Source organism: Pseudomonas sp. LBUM1641, from assembly GCF_059716235.1.
This window is the reverse complement of sequence record NZ_CP166815.1, coordinates 1026326-1042140: the sequence shown is the minus strand read 5'-3', so window position 1 is coordinate 1042140 and position 15815 is coordinate 1026326. Positions and strand designations below refer to the sequence as shown.

General features: G+C 58.3%; 19 protein-coding genes. 14 read left to right on the top strand and 5 right to left on the bottom strand.

Going from position 1 to position 15815, the window contains the following annotated elements; all coding sequences use genetic code 11:
* The first annotated feature begins 50 nt into the window (after positions 1-50).
* The 4 genes from ACA046_RS04620 to ACA046_RS04605 all read left to right on the top strand — a co-directional run bounded on the left by ACA046_RS04620 (position 51) and on the right by ACA046_RS04605 (position 4023).
* Positions 51-1184 carry a succinylglutamate desuccinylase/aspartoacylase family protein gene (locus ACA046_RS04620; protein WP_497675999.1) on the top strand — a complete coding sequence of 378 codons (1134 nt, stop codon included), beginning with the start codon at positions 51-53 and terminating at the stop codon, positions 1182-1184.
* Between the two features lie 24 nt (positions 1185-1208).
* Positions 1209-2186: a threonine/serine dehydratase gene (locus ACA046_RS04615; protein ID WP_497675998.1), complete on the top strand. Its 978-nt coding sequence runs from the start codon at positions 1209-1211 to the stop codon at positions 2184-2186.
* The gene (locus tag ACA046_RS04610; RefSeq protein WP_497675997.1) at positions 2183-3133 is read left to right on the top strand and encodes an ornithine cyclodeaminase family protein; all 951 of its coding nucleotides are present in this window, start codon (positions 2183-2185) and stop codon (positions 3131-3133) included. The genes ACA046_RS04615 and ACA046_RS04610 overlap by 4 nt, the downstream gene beginning before the upstream one ends.
* 104 nt (positions 3134-3237) lie before the next feature.
* Positions 3238-4023 carry an ABC transporter substrate-binding protein gene (locus ACA046_RS04605; protein WP_497675996.1) on the top strand — a complete coding sequence of 262 codons (786 nt, stop codon included), beginning with the start codon at positions 3238-3240 and terminating at the stop codon, positions 4021-4023.
* 56 nt (positions 4024-4079) lie between these two features.
* Here the strand turns inward: ACA046_RS04605 and ACA046_RS04600 are convergent, their stop codons facing one another.
* Entirely contained in the window at positions 4080-4715 is a 636-nt protein-coding gene (locus ACA046_RS04600) for a helix-turn-helix transcriptional regulator (protein WP_497675995.1), read from the bottom strand.
* A gap of 66 nt (positions 4716-4781) precedes the next feature.
* Between ACA046_RS04600 and ACA046_RS04595 the strand changes: the two genes are divergently transcribed.
* Genes ACA046_RS04595 through ACA046_RS04585 form a run of 3 tightly spaced genes read left to right on the top strand, consistent with a single transcriptional unit; the run spans position 4782 to position 7133 of the window.
* Positions 4782-5429: an AraC family transcriptional regulator gene (locus ACA046_RS04595; protein WP_497675994.1), complete on the top strand. Its 648-nt coding sequence runs from the start codon at positions 4782-4784 to the stop codon at positions 5427-5429.
* A 46-nt stretch (positions 5430-5475) separates the two neighbouring features.
* Positions 5476-6225, top strand: a complete 750-nt coding sequence (locus tag ACA046_RS04590) for a sulfite exporter TauE/SafE family protein (protein ID WP_497675993.1) — start codon at positions 5476-5478, stop codon at positions 6223-6225.
* Between the two features lie 50 nt (positions 6226-6275).
* Positions 6276-7133 carry an SDR family NAD(P)-dependent oxidoreductase gene (locus ACA046_RS04585; RefSeq protein ID WP_497675992.1) on the top strand — a complete coding sequence of 286 codons (858 nt, stop codon included), beginning with the start codon at positions 6276-6278 and terminating at the stop codon, positions 7131-7133.
* On the opposite strand, the gene ACA046_RS04580 is transcribed toward ACA046_RS04585, so the two are convergent.
* Positions 7122-7493: a winged helix-turn-helix transcriptional regulator gene (locus ACA046_RS04580; protein ID WP_497675991.1), complete on the bottom strand. Its 372-nt coding sequence runs from the start codon at positions 7491-7493 to the stop codon at positions 7122-7124. The genes ACA046_RS04585 and ACA046_RS04580 overlap by 12 nt on opposite strands.
* Before the next feature lie 96 nt (positions 7494-7589).
* Between ACA046_RS04580 and ACA046_RS04575 the strand changes: the two genes are divergently transcribed.
* From ACA046_RS04575 to ACA046_RS04545, 7 genes are all read left to right on the top strand, one after another.
* Positions 7590-8339 (top strand): SDR family NAD(P)-dependent oxidoreductase, encoded by a 750-nt coding sequence (locus ACA046_RS04575; RefSeq protein WP_497675990.1) that lies wholly within the window; start codon positions 7590-7592, stop codon positions 8337-8339.
* Positions 8340-8358: 19 nt separating this feature from the next.
* Positions 8359-9246, top strand: a complete 888-nt coding sequence (locus ACA046_RS04570) for a LysR family transcriptional regulator (RefSeq protein WP_497675989.1) — start codon at positions 8359-8361, stop codon at positions 9244-9246.
* A gap of 18 nt (positions 9247-9264) precedes the next feature.
* Positions 9265-10415 (top strand): IS3 family transposase gene (locus tag ACA046_RS04565; protein ID WP_497675450.1). Its coding sequence is split into 2 segments (ribosomal slippage): positions 9265-9499 and positions 9499-10415, totalling 1152 coding nucleotides; the frame shifts between segments, so codons are not numbered across the junction.
* A 127-nt stretch (positions 10416-10542) separates the two neighbouring features.
* The gene (locus ACA046_RS04560) at positions 10543-10935 is read left to right on the top strand and encodes a type III secretion protein (protein WP_497675988.1); all 393 of its coding nucleotides are present in this window, start codon (positions 10543-10545) and stop codon (positions 10933-10935) included.
* Positions 10936-10949: 14 nt separating this feature from the next.
* On the top strand, positions 10950-13091 hold the full coding sequence (gene sctC / locus ACA046_RS04555; protein WP_497675987.1) for a type III secretion system outer membrane ring subunit SctC: 2142 nt from the start codon (positions 10950-10952) through the stop codon (positions 13089-13091).
* Entirely contained in the window at positions 13088-13291 is a 204-nt protein-coding gene (gene hrpT, locus ACA046_RS04550; RefSeq protein WP_497675986.1) for an HrpT family type III secretion system protein, read from the top strand. Before sctC ends, hrpT begins: the two co-directional genes overlap by 4 nt.
* A 5-nt stretch (positions 13292-13296) precedes the next feature.
* Positions 13297-13659: a transcriptional regulator gene (locus tag ACA046_RS04545; protein WP_497675985.1), complete on the top strand. Its 363-nt coding sequence runs from the start codon at positions 13297-13299 to the stop codon at positions 13657-13659.
* Here the strand turns inward: ACA046_RS04545 and sctU are convergent.
* From sctU to sctS, 3 genes are read right to left on the bottom strand one after another with little or no spacing between them, the layout of a single operon-like run.
* Positions 13656-14753, bottom strand: coding sequence for a type III secretion system export apparatus subunit SctU (gene sctU, locus ACA046_RS04540; RefSeq protein WP_076014954.1), 1098 nt, complete (start codon positions 14751-14753; stop codon positions 13656-13658). The genes ACA046_RS04545 and sctU overlap by 4 nt on opposite strands.
* On the bottom strand, positions 14750-15538 hold the full coding sequence (gene sctT / locus ACA046_RS04535) for a type III secretion system export apparatus subunit SctT (protein ID WP_497675984.1): 789 nt from the start codon (positions 15536-15538) through the stop codon (positions 14750-14752). The genes sctU and sctT overlap by 4 nt, the downstream gene beginning before the upstream one ends.
* 10 nt (positions 15539-15548) lie before the next feature.
* Positions 15549-15812 (bottom strand): type III secretion system export apparatus subunit SctS, encoded by a 264-nt coding sequence (gene sctS, locus ACA046_RS04530; protein ID WP_497675983.1) that lies wholly within the window; start codon positions 15810-15812, stop codon positions 15549-15551.
* Between the last annotated feature and the right edge of the window lie 3 nt (positions 15813-15815).

Below are 15815 nucleotides of genomic sequence, written 5' to 3'. Positions count from 1 at the left end.
GGAAAATAGATCTACCGTAGATTAATATTCCACGTCGCTTGGTTGTCGCCATGCCTATCATCACAGAGATCGTGACGCTGCCCTCGCTTGCGCCAGGCAGCCAGCATCAAATTCTCAAGCACCGATTCACAGGCGGGAGCGGCGAACGTAGCGCCTATGTTCAGGCAGGCCTGCACGCCGATGAACACCCCGGCTTGCTGGTTGTACAGCACCTGCTGCAGCGCTTGCAGACGCTGGAACAAGAGCAGCGCATCCTTGGGGACATCGTGATTTGCCCTTTCGCGAATCCTGTTGGACTCGGACAAAACGTGTTCGGTTATGTGACCGGGCGCTTCAATCTGGCCAACGGGGAAAACTTCAATCGTAATTTCCCGGATGCCACTCAAGCGCTTTCGCAGATCGTCTCTCCATTGATCGGGCAGCGTACCGACACAGCAGAACTCAAGCATCTGCTCGCTCAATCGCTAATTGGCCTTGAGTCACAGGAATGCGTGGCGAGCAACAAGCGAGCGCTGCTCCAGGAAGCGTTCAAACACGATCTGGTACTCGATCTGCACTGCGATACGGCGGCCGTGATGCATCTGTATTGCATCAACGATCAGCATAAACGTGCCCTGGAGCTCGCGGCCTGCATGAACATCGGAGCAGTTTTCCTCGAGGACGAAGCAGGCGGCCAGCCCTTCGACGAAGCCTACAACAAGCCCTGGAAAATACTCGTCGAACAAGGGCTGGCCGCTCCGGAGCAGAGGGGCTTCGCGGCGAGCATCGAGCTACGCGGACAGGCGGACGTCGATGACGAGCTCGCACGGGAAGACGCCGAAGGCATTCTGCGCTTCTTGGCTCGCGAGGGTCTGTTGGCGCTGGAGGTGCCAGAACCGGACGTGCGTCTGGTCCAGGTGTATCCGCTGGAGGGCGCTTCGCATTTACAGGCAAACGGCAACGGCCTGCTCGTGTGGAAAAAAAGTCTCGGCGAAGCTGTCTGCCGCGGTGAGCTGATCGCCGAAATCGTGCCGCTTGATGCTCCTTTGGGCACCCCCCGAATTCCGGTGAATAGCGATGTTGATGGCGTGGTGATCGTGCAACCTCTTTTCAAGCTTGTCCGCGCAGGACAGCGCGTTGCCTTGCTCGCCAGTAAGACACCCTTGCCGCACCGTCAGCCAGGCAAGTTGCTGCAGCACTTCTAATCAAATATTCAAAGAGGACGTCTCATGGCAATCGACAATGAAACTTTCGCCAAGCTGTTCGGCGCCATCCAGCAGGCCCACGCGGAGCTACGTCCGGGGGTTGCAGTAACTCCGCTGGCCTATAGCCCGCGTCTGTCAGACTTAAGCGGAGTCGAGTTGTATCTCAAGTGTGAGCACCTGCAACACACGGGATCGTTCAAATTTCGCGGCGCCAGCAACAAGGTCCGTTTGCTTACCGAACAGCAGCGCCAGCAAGGTGTAATCACCGCGTCATCCGGCAATCACGGCCAAGGCGTGGCACTGGCGGGCAAGGCCGCCGGTGTGCCAGTCACGGTGTATGCAACCACCACGGCTTCGGCGTTGAAACTGGATACGATCCGCGCTCTGGGTGCCGATGTCGTCACCCTCGATACCGATCCGCTGAGCGTCGAGCTGGAAGCAGCGCGCGTGGCCGAGCGCCGGGGCACGCTCTTCATTTCGCCTTATAACGACCTGCAAATCATTGCGGGCCAAGGCACCATTGGCATGGAAATCCAGGAACAACTGCCGGACGTCGATGCGGTGTTCGTCGCAGTCGGAGGCGGCGGAATGATTTCAGGCATCGGCACGGCGCTCAAACACCTCAGCCCGAACGCACAGATCATCGGCTGCTGGCCGGAAAACGCCCCAACCATGGAACGCTCGCTGGCCGCCGGCGAAATCATCGAAATGGAAGAGTTGGACACCCTTTCCGATGGCACAGCAGGTGGCATCGAGCCCGGCAGCATCACCTTCCCCCTGTGTCAGCGCGTCATCGATCGCACAGTGCTGGTCAGTGAAGACGACATCCGCACAGCCATGAAAGCGGTCGCGCGCTATGAGCGCTGGATCATCGAAGGCGCTGCGGGCGTCGCCTTGGCCGGGGCTCTGAAATTGGCTGGCGACTTTCAAGGCAAACGCATCGCAGTGGTCCTGTGCGGCCGCAACATACTTCTCGAAAAATTCGTCGGAGCCATCCAGTGAAGGTTTATAGCCAGCAACAGATCATCAGCGCGTTGAACCTGACCGAGGCAGCCAAACAGGTCGCGCAAGGTTTCATCGCGTTTTCGCAGGGCAAGGTCAAGGTCCCGCCGGTGCAGAATTTCGTTTTCCCGCAGTCCAACGGCGATTGTTGCGTCAAATCAGCATGGGTGGAGGGTGCGGAAACCTTCACGGTGAAGATTTCCACCGGCTTTTATGACAACCCGTCCAAAGGGCTGGAAAGCAATGATGGCCTGATGCTGGTGCTGTCGGCCCAGACCGGGCAGCCGCTGGCGTTGTTGCAGGACGGTGGCTGGTTGACCTGCATCCGCACCGCGCTCGCCGGGCAAATTGCCGCGAAAGCACTGGCGCCGTCGAACATACAAGCAATCGGTATCGTCGGCACCGGCATGCAGGCGCGCATGCAACTAGAGCAATTGATGGCCGTCACCGATTGCCGCGATGTCATTGTCTGGGGGCGCAGGCAGTCAGAACTTGATGCCTATCGCGGCTTTGCCCAGGCTTTGGGTTTTCGCGTGGAAACCACACTCGATGCACAGCAGGTCGCGCTGCAGGCCAATTTGATCGTTACCACCACGCCTTCCCGTGAAGCATTGCTTAAAAGCGAATGGATCCGCCCAGGGACCCACATTACCGCCGTCGGTGCGGACACTTTGGGCAAGCAGGAACTGGATCCGGAATTGGTTGGCCGCGCTGATGTCATCGTCGTGGATTCGATCGTCCAGTGCAGCCAGTACGGGGAAATCTCTCACGCTCTGAAAGCAGGCCTGATCGACAAGGAACAACTGCTGGAGCTCGGTCAGGTGCTGGCAGGCGATGTAAGCGCCCGCAGCAATGACAAGCAAATCACCGTCATCGATCTGACCGGTGTCGCCGTACAGGATGCACAGATATCCCGCTGCGCACTGGAATCCTGCGCCCAAGCGTGAGGACCTGACTTTCAATCGCTTTACTGCCGCTGCAACAGGCGTCCCTGCTCCGTCGGGACGCTCATCGACCTTCTTTGACTGGCGACTTGCCGGAGATCTGAATCATGACTGTAAAGCCGTTGTTGCGTTGGACTACTCTCTCACTCGTTTGCGCATTCGCCGCCCCACCGACGTTCGCCCAGGACGCCCTAAGGATCGGCATCGAAGCGGCGTATCCTCCTTTCGCTTTCAAGGCCGCCGATGGCCAAATAGTCGGTTTCGACTACGATATCGGTAACGCGCTTTGTAAGCAGATGGAGGTCAAGTGCGTATGGGTCGAGCAGGAGTTCGATGGTCTGATCCCCTCGCTGAAAGTGCGCAAGATCGACGCGATTCTGTCCTCGATGACTATCACTGAAGACCGCAAGAAATCGGTGGATTTCACCGACAAGTATTACCAGAGCGCCAGCCGTATCGCGATGAAGAAAGGCTCTGCTCTTAGCAGCAACTTCAGTGACCTGAAGGGCAAGCGCATTGGCGTGCAGCGGTCCAGCACCCATGACCGATTCGCAACTGAAATACTGGTGCCCGCAGGCGCGGAGGTTGTCCGCTATGCCACGCTGAACGAGGCTTATCTCGATCTGCTGGCAGGTCGTCTGGATGCGGTACAGGGCGATGACGTCGCCGTGCAGTTGGGCTTTCTCGATACAGACAATGGCAAGGGCTACGCGTTCGTGGGGGAGCCACTGCGCGATCCCAAATACTTCGGCGATGGCGTGGGCATTGCTGTGCGCAAAAATGATCAGGACCTGGCGAGCCGTTTCAACAGCGCGATTACCGCGCTCAGGGCTAGCGGCGAGTATCAAAAGATTGATCAGAAATACTTCAGCTTCGATATCTATGGACAGTGATCGGCGCTGAGACATCGGGAGCGGACTTGTTCGCTCCCATTCCTCAAGTCTCTCGATCAGGCGTCTCGGAACGCTTTGACGTATTTGTAGACGGTTGCGCGCCCCATGTTAAGGACGTTGGCAACATAATCGTGGGCGCTTCTACCGTCGAATGCGCCCTCGTGAAACAGGGCCTCGATCAGGTCGCGTTTATGGGCCCGAGTCAGGCTGTTGAGCGCCAGGTGCCTGTCCTGCAGCCAGCTGTGCAGGAATGTGTTGATGCGCTCTTGCCAGTCGTCACGAAACAGCGCTTCGGGCTGGGTGACCATGCGACTGGCCTGGAAGAACAGATTCAGCGCATCCCGCGCCTGCTCCAGTACTGAATAGTTGAGGTTGATACACAGCGCCACTTCGGGCTTACCCTGATCATCCAGCAGGACACTGGTGATAGACCTTACGCGCTGGCCGTCCCAGTTGAGTTTTTCGTAAGGACCCAAGCTCAATTGCTGGCTCAGATCGCCACCGACCTCTTCCAACGCCGAGTCGTCGCCGATCTTGCGCTTGGAGATATTGTTGGCGATGTGCACGACCGTTTGCGTCGCCAAATCGTGCAGCACCACCTCTGCGTGTGGAAACAGCAAAGTGGCCATGCTGTCGGCGATGGTCTTGTAGTTGATCAGACGGCTGGCGAAGGCGTCGCGCGTTGGGCTCATGTCGGGTCCGATTGTCAGGATGCACGCCATCATAAACGAATCACAGGTAAAAACCGGAGTGAGTGGATGTGGACCTATTGGCGCGATGACTTCGCCGAATACGGCGCTTGGTCAGGCGATGACACACCGGTGTCTGGCGTGCATTTCCATGATGAACATCAACTCACTTTCGTGATCAGCGGAAGTCGATTCTTTCGCATCGGTGGCGAGTGCATCAACGTTCCGGCGGGTTCCTGCCTGTACATCCCCGCAGGCTGTCCTCACGCCAGCCTGCCGGAAGTGCAGTCTGGGACACGTTGTCTGAATCTCTACGTCAGCGACCTCGAACTAGGCGTTCAACCGCATGTGCTCACCTTTCGCCCAGGTGCCGACACGCACGCCAGCGCTATTGGTGCGCTCTTTCATGCTCACGATGCGATTATCCCAGCAGAACCAAACATTGCCCGATTGGCTGCAAAAGCCGGCCTGAGTCGAGAAGCATTCACCCGCAAATTCACTCGAAAGTTCGGTATACCGCCTCACGCCCATAATGTCGTGGCCCGCTTGAACGATGCCCGTCGCCAGCTTCGGTCTGGAGCGGCACTGGCGGATGTCGCAGCCGCCTGCGGCTTCTTCGATCAAACCCATTTGGCACGGCATTTTTTCCGAGTGTTCGGCACGACCCCTGGGGCTTACCGGAAAAGCCTCGGCCGGTCACAAACGTACGAGAGATGAATCTGGCCATGAAGGTATCTTCCCCCCGACTGTAAAGGAGTCGGGAATGAATCAAATGTTGTTGCTGTTCAGCGCCGGCATTGTCGGCGGAGTGGTCAATGCCGTGGCTGGGGGGGCGACGTTGATTACCTTTCCGATCATGCTGATGGGCGGATTGCCTCCGGTGCTGGCCAATGCCACTAACGCAGTTGCCATCGCACCAGGGCACTGGCTTGCGGCACTGGCCGACAGACACAAGATGCCGCCTTTGGATAGGCAACTGATCGGGTCATTGGTCATTGCCTTCTGTGCGGCCATGGTCGGCGCGGGCCTGCTGCTCGCGCTGCCTAGCGAAGCTTTCATGTTGCCAGTGCCGGCGTTGATCGGCTTCGCCACTGCACTCTTCGCGGTGGCGCCGATGCTCGGCCGATGGTCGATGCAGCGGCGTGCATCCATTGTCGCGAAAGGCGCGTTGCCCGCGCTGATACTCAGTTCACTGTACGGCGGCTTTTTCGGCGCAGGCCTCGGCATCCTGCTGTCCGCCGTCATTGCGTTGCGCGAGCCGCAGGACATCCGCAAGGTCAAGGTCCTGAAGAATCTCATTGCAGGCAGCGTCAGCCTAGCGGCTGTCGTGGTGTTCATCGTCAAGGGCGCCGTAATTTGGGCCGCGGCCTTGCCCATGCTCGTTGGCGCGCTGCTCGGCGGCTATGCCGGGGGCCACCTGACTCGCTGGCTGCCAAGCTGGCTGGTACGCGCAGTCGTAATCGGAACAGGCACGCTCATGACCATTTTTTACGCTTGTCGTTATTGGTTCTAGATCCTCACGGCAGGCATCGTTTCTTAAACTGACAGTTAAGCGAGATCGATATGCCCTCAGATTCGGAGTTGGTAGCCGTCGTCACAGGCGCTACCCGTGGAGCAGGAAAAGGCATCGCAATTGCGCTCGGGAAGGCAGGTATGACGGTGTACGTAACAGGTCGCAGCACGGCTTCTGCCGACAGCCCCTTCGGCGGTACCGTGCACGACACGGCAGATTTGGTAACGCAAGCGGGAGGTCGAGGTATAGCGGCGGTGCTTGATCACAATGTCGACGCCGAGGTTGAGGCCCTTTTTTCAACTATCCAGCGAGACCATGGCAAGTTGGACATCCTGGTCAATAACGCGGCCAAGGTGCCGCCGGTTTTGACCTCTCCCGGCTTCTGGGAGCGCCGAATAGATGAAGCCGATCTCATCACCGTGGGGTTGCGTTCCCATTACATCGCCAGCTACTACGCTGCCCCGTTGTTAATCGCCAGCGGCGTCGGCCTCATCGTGAATACTGGCCACTATGGAGCGGTTTCCTACCATCAAGGACCTGCTTACGGGGCTCAGAAAGCAGGCTCCGACAAGATGGTTGCCGACATGGCCAAGGAGCTTCGGCCTCATGGTATCGCTGCAGTTTCGATCTGGATGGGCGGTCTGGATACCGAACGCGCGCGTGCCTACTTCGACAGCCTTCCAGAAAAGTCACGACCGAAAACTCGTCGCGAATCTCCAGAATTCAGCGGACATTTAATCGCAGCGCTGCAGCGATCACCCGAGCGCATGAGTTATTCGGGGCGCGCTTTGATCGGCGTAGAACTCGGTCTGGCGCTGAGTGTGACCGAATCAGACGGCACACTGCCAAGAACCTATCGTTACAGTCTGGGTGGCCCGCCTGAGCTGCATCGAACCTTACTTGACTGAATTTCCAGACGCCGCAGGCTCAGCAGGTAAGGTAAACAAAGCCTGCACACGAGCGCGATTGGCAGTTCCCCAATCACAGAGCGGCACCAGAGCGGCTGAGAGCGATTGCCCAAACTCAGTCATTTCGTAGTCAACCCGAGGCGGCACCTCGTGATAATCACGACGTTGGATGATCCCGTCTCGGGCCAACTCTCGCAGCTGCTGAATCAGTACTTTTTCGCTGATGCCTGTTACAAGGCGCTTCAGCTCCCCATACCGACGCGGCCCTCCGTTGAGGTAGAACAGCACGATGGGCTTCCATTTGCCGCCGATGACCGACAAAGCCACTTCCAAACCACAGTCTTTTTCTATCGAACTCATAGCGATAATCTCGGTACGCACCTTTAGGTAGGTACTACCATAACAGAATGTATCAGCGCACACTCGAATGGAATTCAAAAAAACCTGGAGAACGTAATGAGCAAACTAACTGGAAAGATCGCTGTCATCACAGGCGCAAATAGTGGAATTGGCCTGGCGACAGCCAAACGTTTTGCAGCCGAAGGCGCGACGGTGTTCATGTGTGGTCGGCGACAAAAAGAACTGGACGCTGCTGTGGCTGAGGTAGGAGGTAACGCCAGAGGAGTCCAAGCCGATATCTCCAACTTGGCCGATCTGGATCGCCTCTATGAGATCGTAAAACGTGAAGCGGGCTCTATCGACGTGCTGTTTGCCAATGCAGGCGGTGGCAGCTTCGCCCCACTCGGGCAAATCACGGAAGAGCAATTCGATTCTACATTTGCAACCAACGTGAAAGGCACTTTGTTCACTGTGCAAAAGGCCCTTCCACTGCTCAAGGACGGAGCTTCTGTCATCTTGACCGGGTCGACAACGCAGATCACCGGCACACCCGCTTTCAGTGTCTATGGGGCCTCAAAGGCTGCCATTCGTAACTTCGCTCGTAACTGGATCCTCGACCTGGCACCGCGCAAGATCCGCGTCAACGTGCTGGTGCCAGGCGCCACTTCCACACCTGGATGGCACGATCTGGCGACCGATGAGAAGGCTAACCGGGAAATGATCCAGTTCGTCGAAAGTACCACTCCACTGGGTCGCCTCGCCCGACCAGAAGAAACCGCCGCCGCTGCCCTGTTCCTGGCTTCGGACGAAAGTTCCTTCGTCAATGGTAGCGAGCTGTTCGTGGATGGCGGGTCGGCACAAGTCTGACCCCTCCAAGGAACCCAGCATGCCGCTGGATTGGTATGCTGGTTCCTCAGTTTTGAACGAGCGCCTGATGATATCTACCCGATTACTCCAACAGTTCATCGCGGTCGCTGAGGAGCTGCACTTTGGCCACGCAGCGCTGCGGCTGCATATGGCGCAGCCGCCCCTGAGCCAAGCCATCAAAAATCTCGAAGAACTGGTCGGTGTCCCGCTGCTCGCCAGAAACCGACACTCAGTTTCGCTGCTGCCTGCTGGTGAGGTCTTTCTGGGTGAAGCGCGAGAGTTGCTCGATCGGAGTAAAAAAGCGATCGATGCTGCCGTGCGCGCGAGCGAAGGTATTGACGGCCGACTCACCATTGGCTTCGTTGGTTCAGTGAGTTACGAGCTGTTGCCCCGGCTGCTGGCGCAGATTCGTGAAGCCTTTCCCCGCATCCATATCGACCTGCGTGAACTGACCTCCGCCGAACAGGCCAGCCAATTGCAGGCGAGTAAAATCGACTTGGGCATCGTCCGGCTGCCCGTCGCCAATCTTGGTGATATACACACACAGGTGATCGAGACCGAGCGACTAATCGCAGTGCTGCCTACCGCTCATCCTTTGGCAGGCCGAGAAACGCTGTGGTTGAAGGATCTGGCTCACGACTCGTTCATGGCATTTCCCGCCGACAGGATCCCCAGCCTGCACGGCAAATTCCTGCTGGCCTGTGAAGCGTCCGGATTCAACCCCCGCATTGCCCTTGAGGCCTGGCAGATGTCGAGTATGGTCAGCCTGGTGGCAGCGGGTTTTGGCGTGGCTCTGCTACCTCGACAGGTTGTGGCGAGCCCGCACCCAGGTGTCGTCTACCGCGAATTGGCTGATACCTATGTGAATCGCCCCGGGTTTCGTAGACACCTCCATGCCTTAAACTGAGGCCAATCAGGAGGTGCCATGAGCAACCCACGTTATCCCGAAGAATTCAAAATCCAAGCGGTCAATCAAGTGACCGAAAAGAAGCTGCCTGTCGCTGATGTGGCGGCGCGTCTTGGCGTGTCGACGCATAGCCTCTATGCCTGGATAAAGCGCTACAGCAAACCTCAGGCAGAACGGCAGCAAGACGACGATCAGCACGCTGAACTGCGTCGTCTGCGAGCGGAACTCAAGCGGGTCACTGAAGAGCGAGACATCTTAAAAAAGGCCGCCGCGTACTTTGCCAAGGAGTGCGGCTGAAGTACGCCTTTATCAAGCAGCGCGCGGGCGACTATTCCATTCGACGGCTTTGCCTGACGCTGAAAGTCCATCCCAGTGGTTATTACGCTTGGTTGTCTGAGCCGCAATCTGCACGCGCTAAAGACGACCAGCGATTGCTGGGTTTGATCAAGCACTCGTGGCTGGAGAGCGGCGGAGTTTATGGCTATCGCAAAATCCATGACGACCTGCGCGAGGTCGGTGAAGCTTGTGGTCGGCATCGTGTGGCGAGGCTGATGCGTCTTGAAGGTCTGCGCTCTCAGACAGGGTATCGACGCCGTCCTGGCAAATACGGCGGTAAGCCAGCGGTCGCCTCACCCAATTTACTGGAGCGCCAGTTCGATGTCGTAGAACCTAACAAAATTTGGGTCACCGACATCACCTACATTCGTACGTATGAAGGTTGGTTGTATTTGGCGGTGGTGCTGGATCTGTTTTCTCGTCAGGTCATTGGCTGGTCAATGAAGGCGCAGATGACCAGTGATTTGGCCATTGATGCGTTATTGATGGCGGTTTGGAGGCGAAAACCGAAACAAGAGGTGATGGTTCATTCCGACCAGGGCAGCCAGTACAGCAGCTCCGATTGGCGCAGTTTTTTGAAGGCAAACAATTTGGTTGCCAGCATGAGCCGCCGAGGCAATTGTCATGACAACGCCGTGGCCGAGAGCTTTTTCCAGCTTCTGAAACGGGAACGGATCAAGCGAAAAATCTACACCACGCGGGAAGATGCTCGCAGTGATGTGTTTGATTACATCGAAATGTTCTACAACGCAAAACGCCGCCATGGTTTCAACAATCAGCTGTCACCGGTAGAGTTTGAAAAACGTTACGCAATGAGCTTGCAAGGTGTCTAGAGAATCCGGGGCGATTCATACTTCGGCGATCTTGTTAAACAAGAACGCATCTCTTCGTTCGCATTTCACGAACAGGTCCGCGTCCAACACTCACTGTTCAAGACTGTGATCGACGGCGTGCAGTAAGTTGCAGTCGCTGATTGCTCGCTGGGTGAACGGCACAGAAGGCCAGCTCAGGCTGTTCGAAGACGACGATGAAATTATTTTTCAGCGTATTTCGAATACCGTGCAACTGAGTGTCCAGCTGACTCAAAGTCGCCCGGACACCTTAGGGCTGCAAACCTTGATGCGCCTGGGAGGCGCCAGCCTGAACCACTTTCATGGCGCACTCGCCCTGGACCCGGTCAGCGGCGTGCTCTGGCTCGTCCAGTGCCAGCGGGAAGGGGCCAACGAGAAGCGCCTGCTGGATTGTCTCGAAGCCCTGCTCAACCAACGCGATACCTGGCGAGCCATGGCCACGCGCCTGGCCAGGCCCACCCAGAAGTTCACGCCCACTTCGCTACGCTCGCTGACGCATTAACCTGAGAACTCTTCATGCCTAATAAGATCGACAAGCACACTCGCTTGCGCGCCAACTCGCCCGCAACCACCGTAAAGCGAGCCCATTGGCCCTGCCTGATCCTCATGCCGTGGTTGCTGATTCCATCGCAAAGCACCCTCGCCGCCGTCCCCGCCGAATGGAAAAACACCGCCTTCGCGTATGAAGCCGAACACAAGCCGCTGCGGGATGTGCTGGAAGACTTCGCCCAGTCGTTCGGCACGCAACTGCAAATCGACGGCCTGCTGGAAGGCAACGTCAATGGCAAGATACGCGCCAATACTCCGCAATCGCTGCTCGACAGGCTTGGCGTAGAGCATCGCTTCCAGTGGTACCTGTACAACAACACGCTGTACATCAGCACCCTGGACCAACAAGAGTCAGCGCGACTGGAAGTCTCTTCCGAGACCCTCGCCGACCTCAAGCAGGCCCTGACCGATATTGGCCTGCTCGACAGCCGGTTTGGCTGGGGAGAGTTGTCCGACGATGGCGTGGTGCTGGTCTCGGGCCCCAAGCGCTATATCGAGCAGATCAAGCAATTCAGCAGCCAGCGCAAATCTCCCGATGAAAAGCAGAGCATCCTCAGTTACCCGCTGAAATTCGCCAATGCCGCGGACCGTCCGATTGATTATCGCGGTGAAAAACTGATCATTCCCGGCGTCGCCAGCATGCTGCGCGGTTTGTTGGAACCTCGCCCCGCCTCGACGCTCTCGACGTTGAGCCAACGCCCCGCCTCAGCCTCACAACCCTCGCCTATCACGCCGAGCTTTCCACGGCTGGGCAACCCGATGCTGGGGCAGATGCTCGGCACGGCAATCAACCCTGGGCCATTGGACAGCGGCATGGGGCTCACCCCACGGGCACCGGTTTCCACCAGTAAAATCCGGGTCGAAGCCGATGTGCGCAACAACGCCGTGCTGATCTATGACCTGCCGGAACGCCATACAATGTACCGAGAGCTGATCGCCCGGCTCGACGTGGCGCGCAAACTGGTGGAAATCGACGCAATCATCCTCGATATCGAGCGCACTCAATTGCGCGAATTCGGGGTCAACTGGGGCTTTCAAAACAGCCGCTTTCGTGGCGGCGTGAACATGGCACCCGGGACTTCATCGCAACTGTCGATCGAAAACCGCGATCGCTTCTATGCCGATGTACGCGCCCTGGAACAACGTGGCCTGGCGACGATGGTGTCCAACCCGTCGGTGCTCACCCTGGAAAACCAACCGGCGGTGATTGATTTCAACCGCACTCAATACCTGACTGCCGGTGCAGAAGTCGCAACCGTCCTGCCGATCACGGTCGGCACCAGTTTCCAGGTCGTGCCCAGGGTGATCACCAGCCGGGGTCAACACCAGATTCATCTGGTGGTGGACATCGAGGACGGTAACTTCGATGAGTCCAACCCCGAGCGTATCGGCCCCGATGTGCGTCGGGGCAAGGTCAGCACCCAGGCCGTGATGGCGGAGAAACGCTCGCTGGTGGTCGGTGGTTTCCATGTCACCGAAAGAACCGACAAGCAGAACAAGATACCGTTGCTGGGCGACATACCGCTGCTGGGCAAAGCGCTGTTTTCCTCCACCGAACGCCAGAACAACCGGCGCGAGCGCCTGTTTATCCTGACCCCGCGGGTCATCGGAGATCAGGCCGACCCTTCACGCTACTTGCCACAGGAAGACCAGGCCGAACTGCAGGCGGCGCTCAAGCCTCTGGCCAGGCGCTATGCCGAGCATCAACCGGTGATCAAGCGCAGCGACATCACCAGCACCCTGGCTCACCTCGTCAGCGGGCAAGTGCCCAGGGGGTTCAAGGCCGCGCCGATGCCACTTGGCCTGAATACCTTGTGCGCCACCCGGGACCTGTTGGCCCTCAATACCGAGCGCAGCCAGTGGTACGCCGGCCCGCAGTTCAACGTAGCGGTGGTGGTGTTGCGCAACCAGTTCAATCGCCACGTGCGCATTGATGAAAAGGAATGCAGCAACTCCCAGACCCTGGCGGTCAGCGTCTGGCCGCGTGCCTGGCTCAAGCCGGGCGAAGAGGCTGAAGTGCTCATCGCCATCCGCCCTGTCATCAAAGACGAGCACATCGGCGTGCCCCGCCCTTCCCTGCTCACGCCAGCCCGGAGCAACCCACAATGAAACGACAACTGTCCTGCGCCACCTTGATTTGCCTGGCCCTGCTCATCGTCGGTTGCACGCCAACGTGCAAGGGCGACTCCTGCTCACGCCCACAATCCAGCGCCGATAAAATGGTGTTCTGGTGGCCGCCACAAATGCGCGCAGAACCCGGCCCTGCCGGCGAGCGGTCGGATTATCAGACCATATCCCTGGAGCGGTGAACCCCATGGGATTACCCGACGATGATCAACATCGCCAGGTGTTCCTGGACCAGCTGGTGAGCGGCAATGACGCTCACCTGCCCCTCTCTCCAGGTATTACCCTGCTCCCCATCAAGGCCGGTACCCAGCGGGGCCTGGCCTTGCAGATAACACCCGAGGCCTTGCAGGCCGGGCAGTTGCAGCACGTGCTTGAACGGCGCTTCGAACATGCGCTGGCATTCGACGGGTGCTTTGTTTATCTGGATGCCAAGGGCGCGCTGGTGATCTGGCACGCGTTACCGGTGGACGGCGCTGCGCTCAATGGCATCGTCAGCCGAATACTGTCCCTGGCCAAACTTGAAGCGCTGGATGTACGCCGCACGCGTTAACGCTGCTCCAGCTCCGGCAAATGCAGGGTGTCGCGCTTGGCCTCATCATCCAGCTCACGCAGCGTACGGTAGATGAGGGCCACCGCCTGCAGTGTCTCCCGTGGAATGGGCGCCCCCAGTTTCTTCTCATAGAGCGTACGCGCCAGCCATACGCACTGGATCACCGGTACATCGGCCGCCTTGGCGCGGTCGATCAGTTTGCGGGCCTCGGCATCCGTGCCCTTGTCTACCAACATTGGCAGCGGGGTTTTCCCGGGGCGGTAGTAGAGCGCGACGGCAAAATGCGTCGGGTTGACCACCAGCATGTCGGACTCTTCAAGCTTGGGCAGCTTGACCTTCGGCTCTTCCTGGGCCAGTTGATACGCCAGCTGACGCCGCTGACCCTTGACATGGGGGTCGCCTTCCATGTCCTTGTATTCTTTCATCACCTCCACCTGGGTCATGCGCATGCGCTTGGCGAAGAAGTGCTTCTGCATCGCCATGTCGATCAGCGCCAGCACCAGCAACAATCCAAGGCAGGCATGCAGCAAGTGCCGGAACAAGGTGATCAGTGCCAGGATGTAGCTTTGCAAATCGCTGGTGGCCAGGTTGATCAACGCCGCCAACGACGGCTCGATTACCACGTACAACACCAGGGTCAGCAGCAGCGCCTTAGCGAGCCCCATCAACAGGTTCATCACCGACTGGGCGGAGAACATCTGCTTGAGTTGGCTGAGCGGGTTAAGGCGACTGAAGTTCGGTGCCAAGTTATCCGGCGCGAACAGGAAGCCGAACTGCAACCAGCCGCTGATCAGCTTCACGGCAATCGCCACCCCGGCCATCAACAGGGCGAACGAGAAAAACATCAGCAGGCCTTCCATCAGCACTTCTTCCAGGGCCCGCACGAAGGGCCGGCCGATGCCCGACATCGCCAGCATGATCAATTGCTGGAGGCGCTGCATGCTGGTTTCAGCGGTGAGCAAGGCGATTTCACTCAAGGCGGTCAGCACCAATAACTTGCCGACATCCTGGCTCTGCGCGACCTGGCCTTTCTTGCGCTGGTCCTTGAGCTTCTTGGGGGTGGCGGCGTGTTTTTTCTCCCCCGAATCACTCATGGTGCAACCCCCTGAAACATCAGGCCGATGGAATGTTTAAGGTCTGCCAGCTGCGCCATACGGGTGACGATCAAATCCTGCAGCAATGGAAAATACAGCAGCAGAATCCCAAGCCCGGCGAGGCACTTGACCGGCGTTGCCAACGTTGAAACCTGCAGCTGCGGGCTGTACAAGCCCAGCACCGCGAAGCCGAATTCGAGAAACAGCAGCACCGCAATGAACGGCGCGGCGTACAGCATCATGTGGGTAAAGGTGTCGCCGAGCACGCCGAGGAAAACGCTGAAGCCATTGATAGCCGGCAGCGGCAGCCAGGCGGTTGCCGGCCAGATCAGGTAGCTGTCCCAGATCACTTGGGTCAACACACTCAGCCCCAGCATGACGATCAGTAGATAAATCACCAACTGTTTGAACAGATGCCCGATGGGTGTGGCATCCGGCCCCAGCGACGGGTTGAGTTGGCCACCGGCCAAGGCTCCGCGCTGGTTATCCAGCAGTGCCCCCACCGACTCGAACATCCAGAACGGCATCGCCAGCAAGATCCCCAGCAAAAAGCCCAGGGCCGCTTCCTTGAGGACCAGCCCGCTGATCATCAGCGCGGAGTAGTCCTGGCCACTCATGGCGGCATGAATACCGGGCGCAGGAATCAACGCCATGACCATCACGATCACGTGCCGCGGCATGCCGCGGATATGTTGAAAACTGAACGCCGGCACCAGGAACGCACAGGGATAAATGCGCGCCATGGCCACCAGCAGGCTTGGCAAATACTCAAGATAAAGCAACACGTGCAGTCCCTCAGTTCAATGCCGAACGGGCGATCATGTCGAACATCAGGTTGATCAGCTGGATCAACTCCAGGCCGATCCAGCGCCCGGTCAATATCAGGGTAACGCCCACCGCCACCAGTTTGATGCCGAAGGGCAGCGTCTGGTCCTGGATCTGCATCAGGGCCTGCACCAGGGACGTCAGCACGCCGACGATCACCGCCACGATCAACGGCGGTGCCGACAGCACCACCACCAGCAGCATGCCCTGCTTGAACAGCACGATCGGTTCCATAGG

What these genes read in the sequence shown, in the direction of transcription:
- ACA046_RS04545 (WP_497675985.1), top strand. Translation starts at nt 13,297, where the DNA reads ATGGGATTACCCGACGATGATCAACATCGCCAGGTGTTCCTGGACCAG.
- ACA046_RS04590 (WP_497675993.1), top strand. Translation starts at nt 5,476, where the DNA reads ATGAATCAAATGTTGTTGCTGTTCAGCGCCGGCATTGTCGGCGGAGTG.
- ACA046_RS04580 (WP_497675991.1), bottom strand. Translation starts at nt 7,493, where the DNA reads ATGAGTTCGATAGAAAAAGACTGTGGTTTGGAAGTGGCTTTGTCGGTC.
- ACA046_RS04570 (WP_497675989.1), top strand. Translation starts at nt 8,359, where the DNA reads ATGCCGCTGGATTGGTATGCTGGTTCCTCAGTTTTGAACGAGCGCCTG.
- ACA046_RS04600 (WP_497675995.1), bottom strand. Translation starts at nt 4,715, where the DNA reads ATGAGCCCAACGCGCGACGCCTTCGCCAGCCGTCTGATCAACTACAAG.
- ACA046_RS04620 (WP_497675999.1), top strand. Translation starts at nt 51, where the DNA reads ATGCCTATCATCACAGAGATCGTGACGCTGCCCTCGCTTGCGCCAGGC.
- sctC (WP_497675987.1), top strand. Translation starts at nt 10,950, where the DNA reads ATGCCTAATAAGATCGACAAGCACACTCGCTTGCGCGCCAACTCGCCC.
- sctS (WP_497675983.1), bottom strand. Translation starts at nt 15,812, where the DNA reads ATGGAACCGATCGTGCTGTTCAAGCAGGGCATGCTGCTGGTGGTGGTG.
- ACA046_RS04585 (WP_497675992.1), top strand. Translation starts at nt 6,276, where the DNA reads ATGCCCTCAGATTCGGAGTTGGTAGCCGTCGTCACAGGCGCTACCCGT.
- hrpT (WP_497675986.1), top strand. Translation starts at nt 13,088, where the DNA reads ATGAAACGACAACTGTCCTGCGCCACCTTGATTTGCCTGGCCCTGCTC.
- ACA046_RS04615 (WP_497675998.1), top strand. Translation starts at nt 1,209, where the DNA reads ATGGCAATCGACAATGAAACTTTCGCCAAGCTGTTCGGCGCCATCCAG.
- ACA046_RS04595 (WP_497675994.1), top strand. Translation starts at nt 4,782, where the DNA reads ATGTGGACCTATTGGCGCGATGACTTCGCCGAATACGGCGCTTGGTCA.
- sctU (WP_076014954.1), bottom strand. Translation starts at nt 14,753, where the DNA reads ATGAGTGATTCGGGGGAGAAAAAACACGCCGCCACCCCCAAGAAGCTC.
- ACA046_RS04575 (WP_497675990.1), top strand. Translation starts at nt 7,590, where the DNA reads ATGAGCAAACTAACTGGAAAGATCGCTGTCATCACAGGCGCAAATAGT.
- ACA046_RS04605 (WP_497675996.1), top strand. Translation starts at nt 3,238, where the DNA reads ATGACTGTAAAGCCGTTGTTGCGTTGGACTACTCTCTCACTCGTTTGC.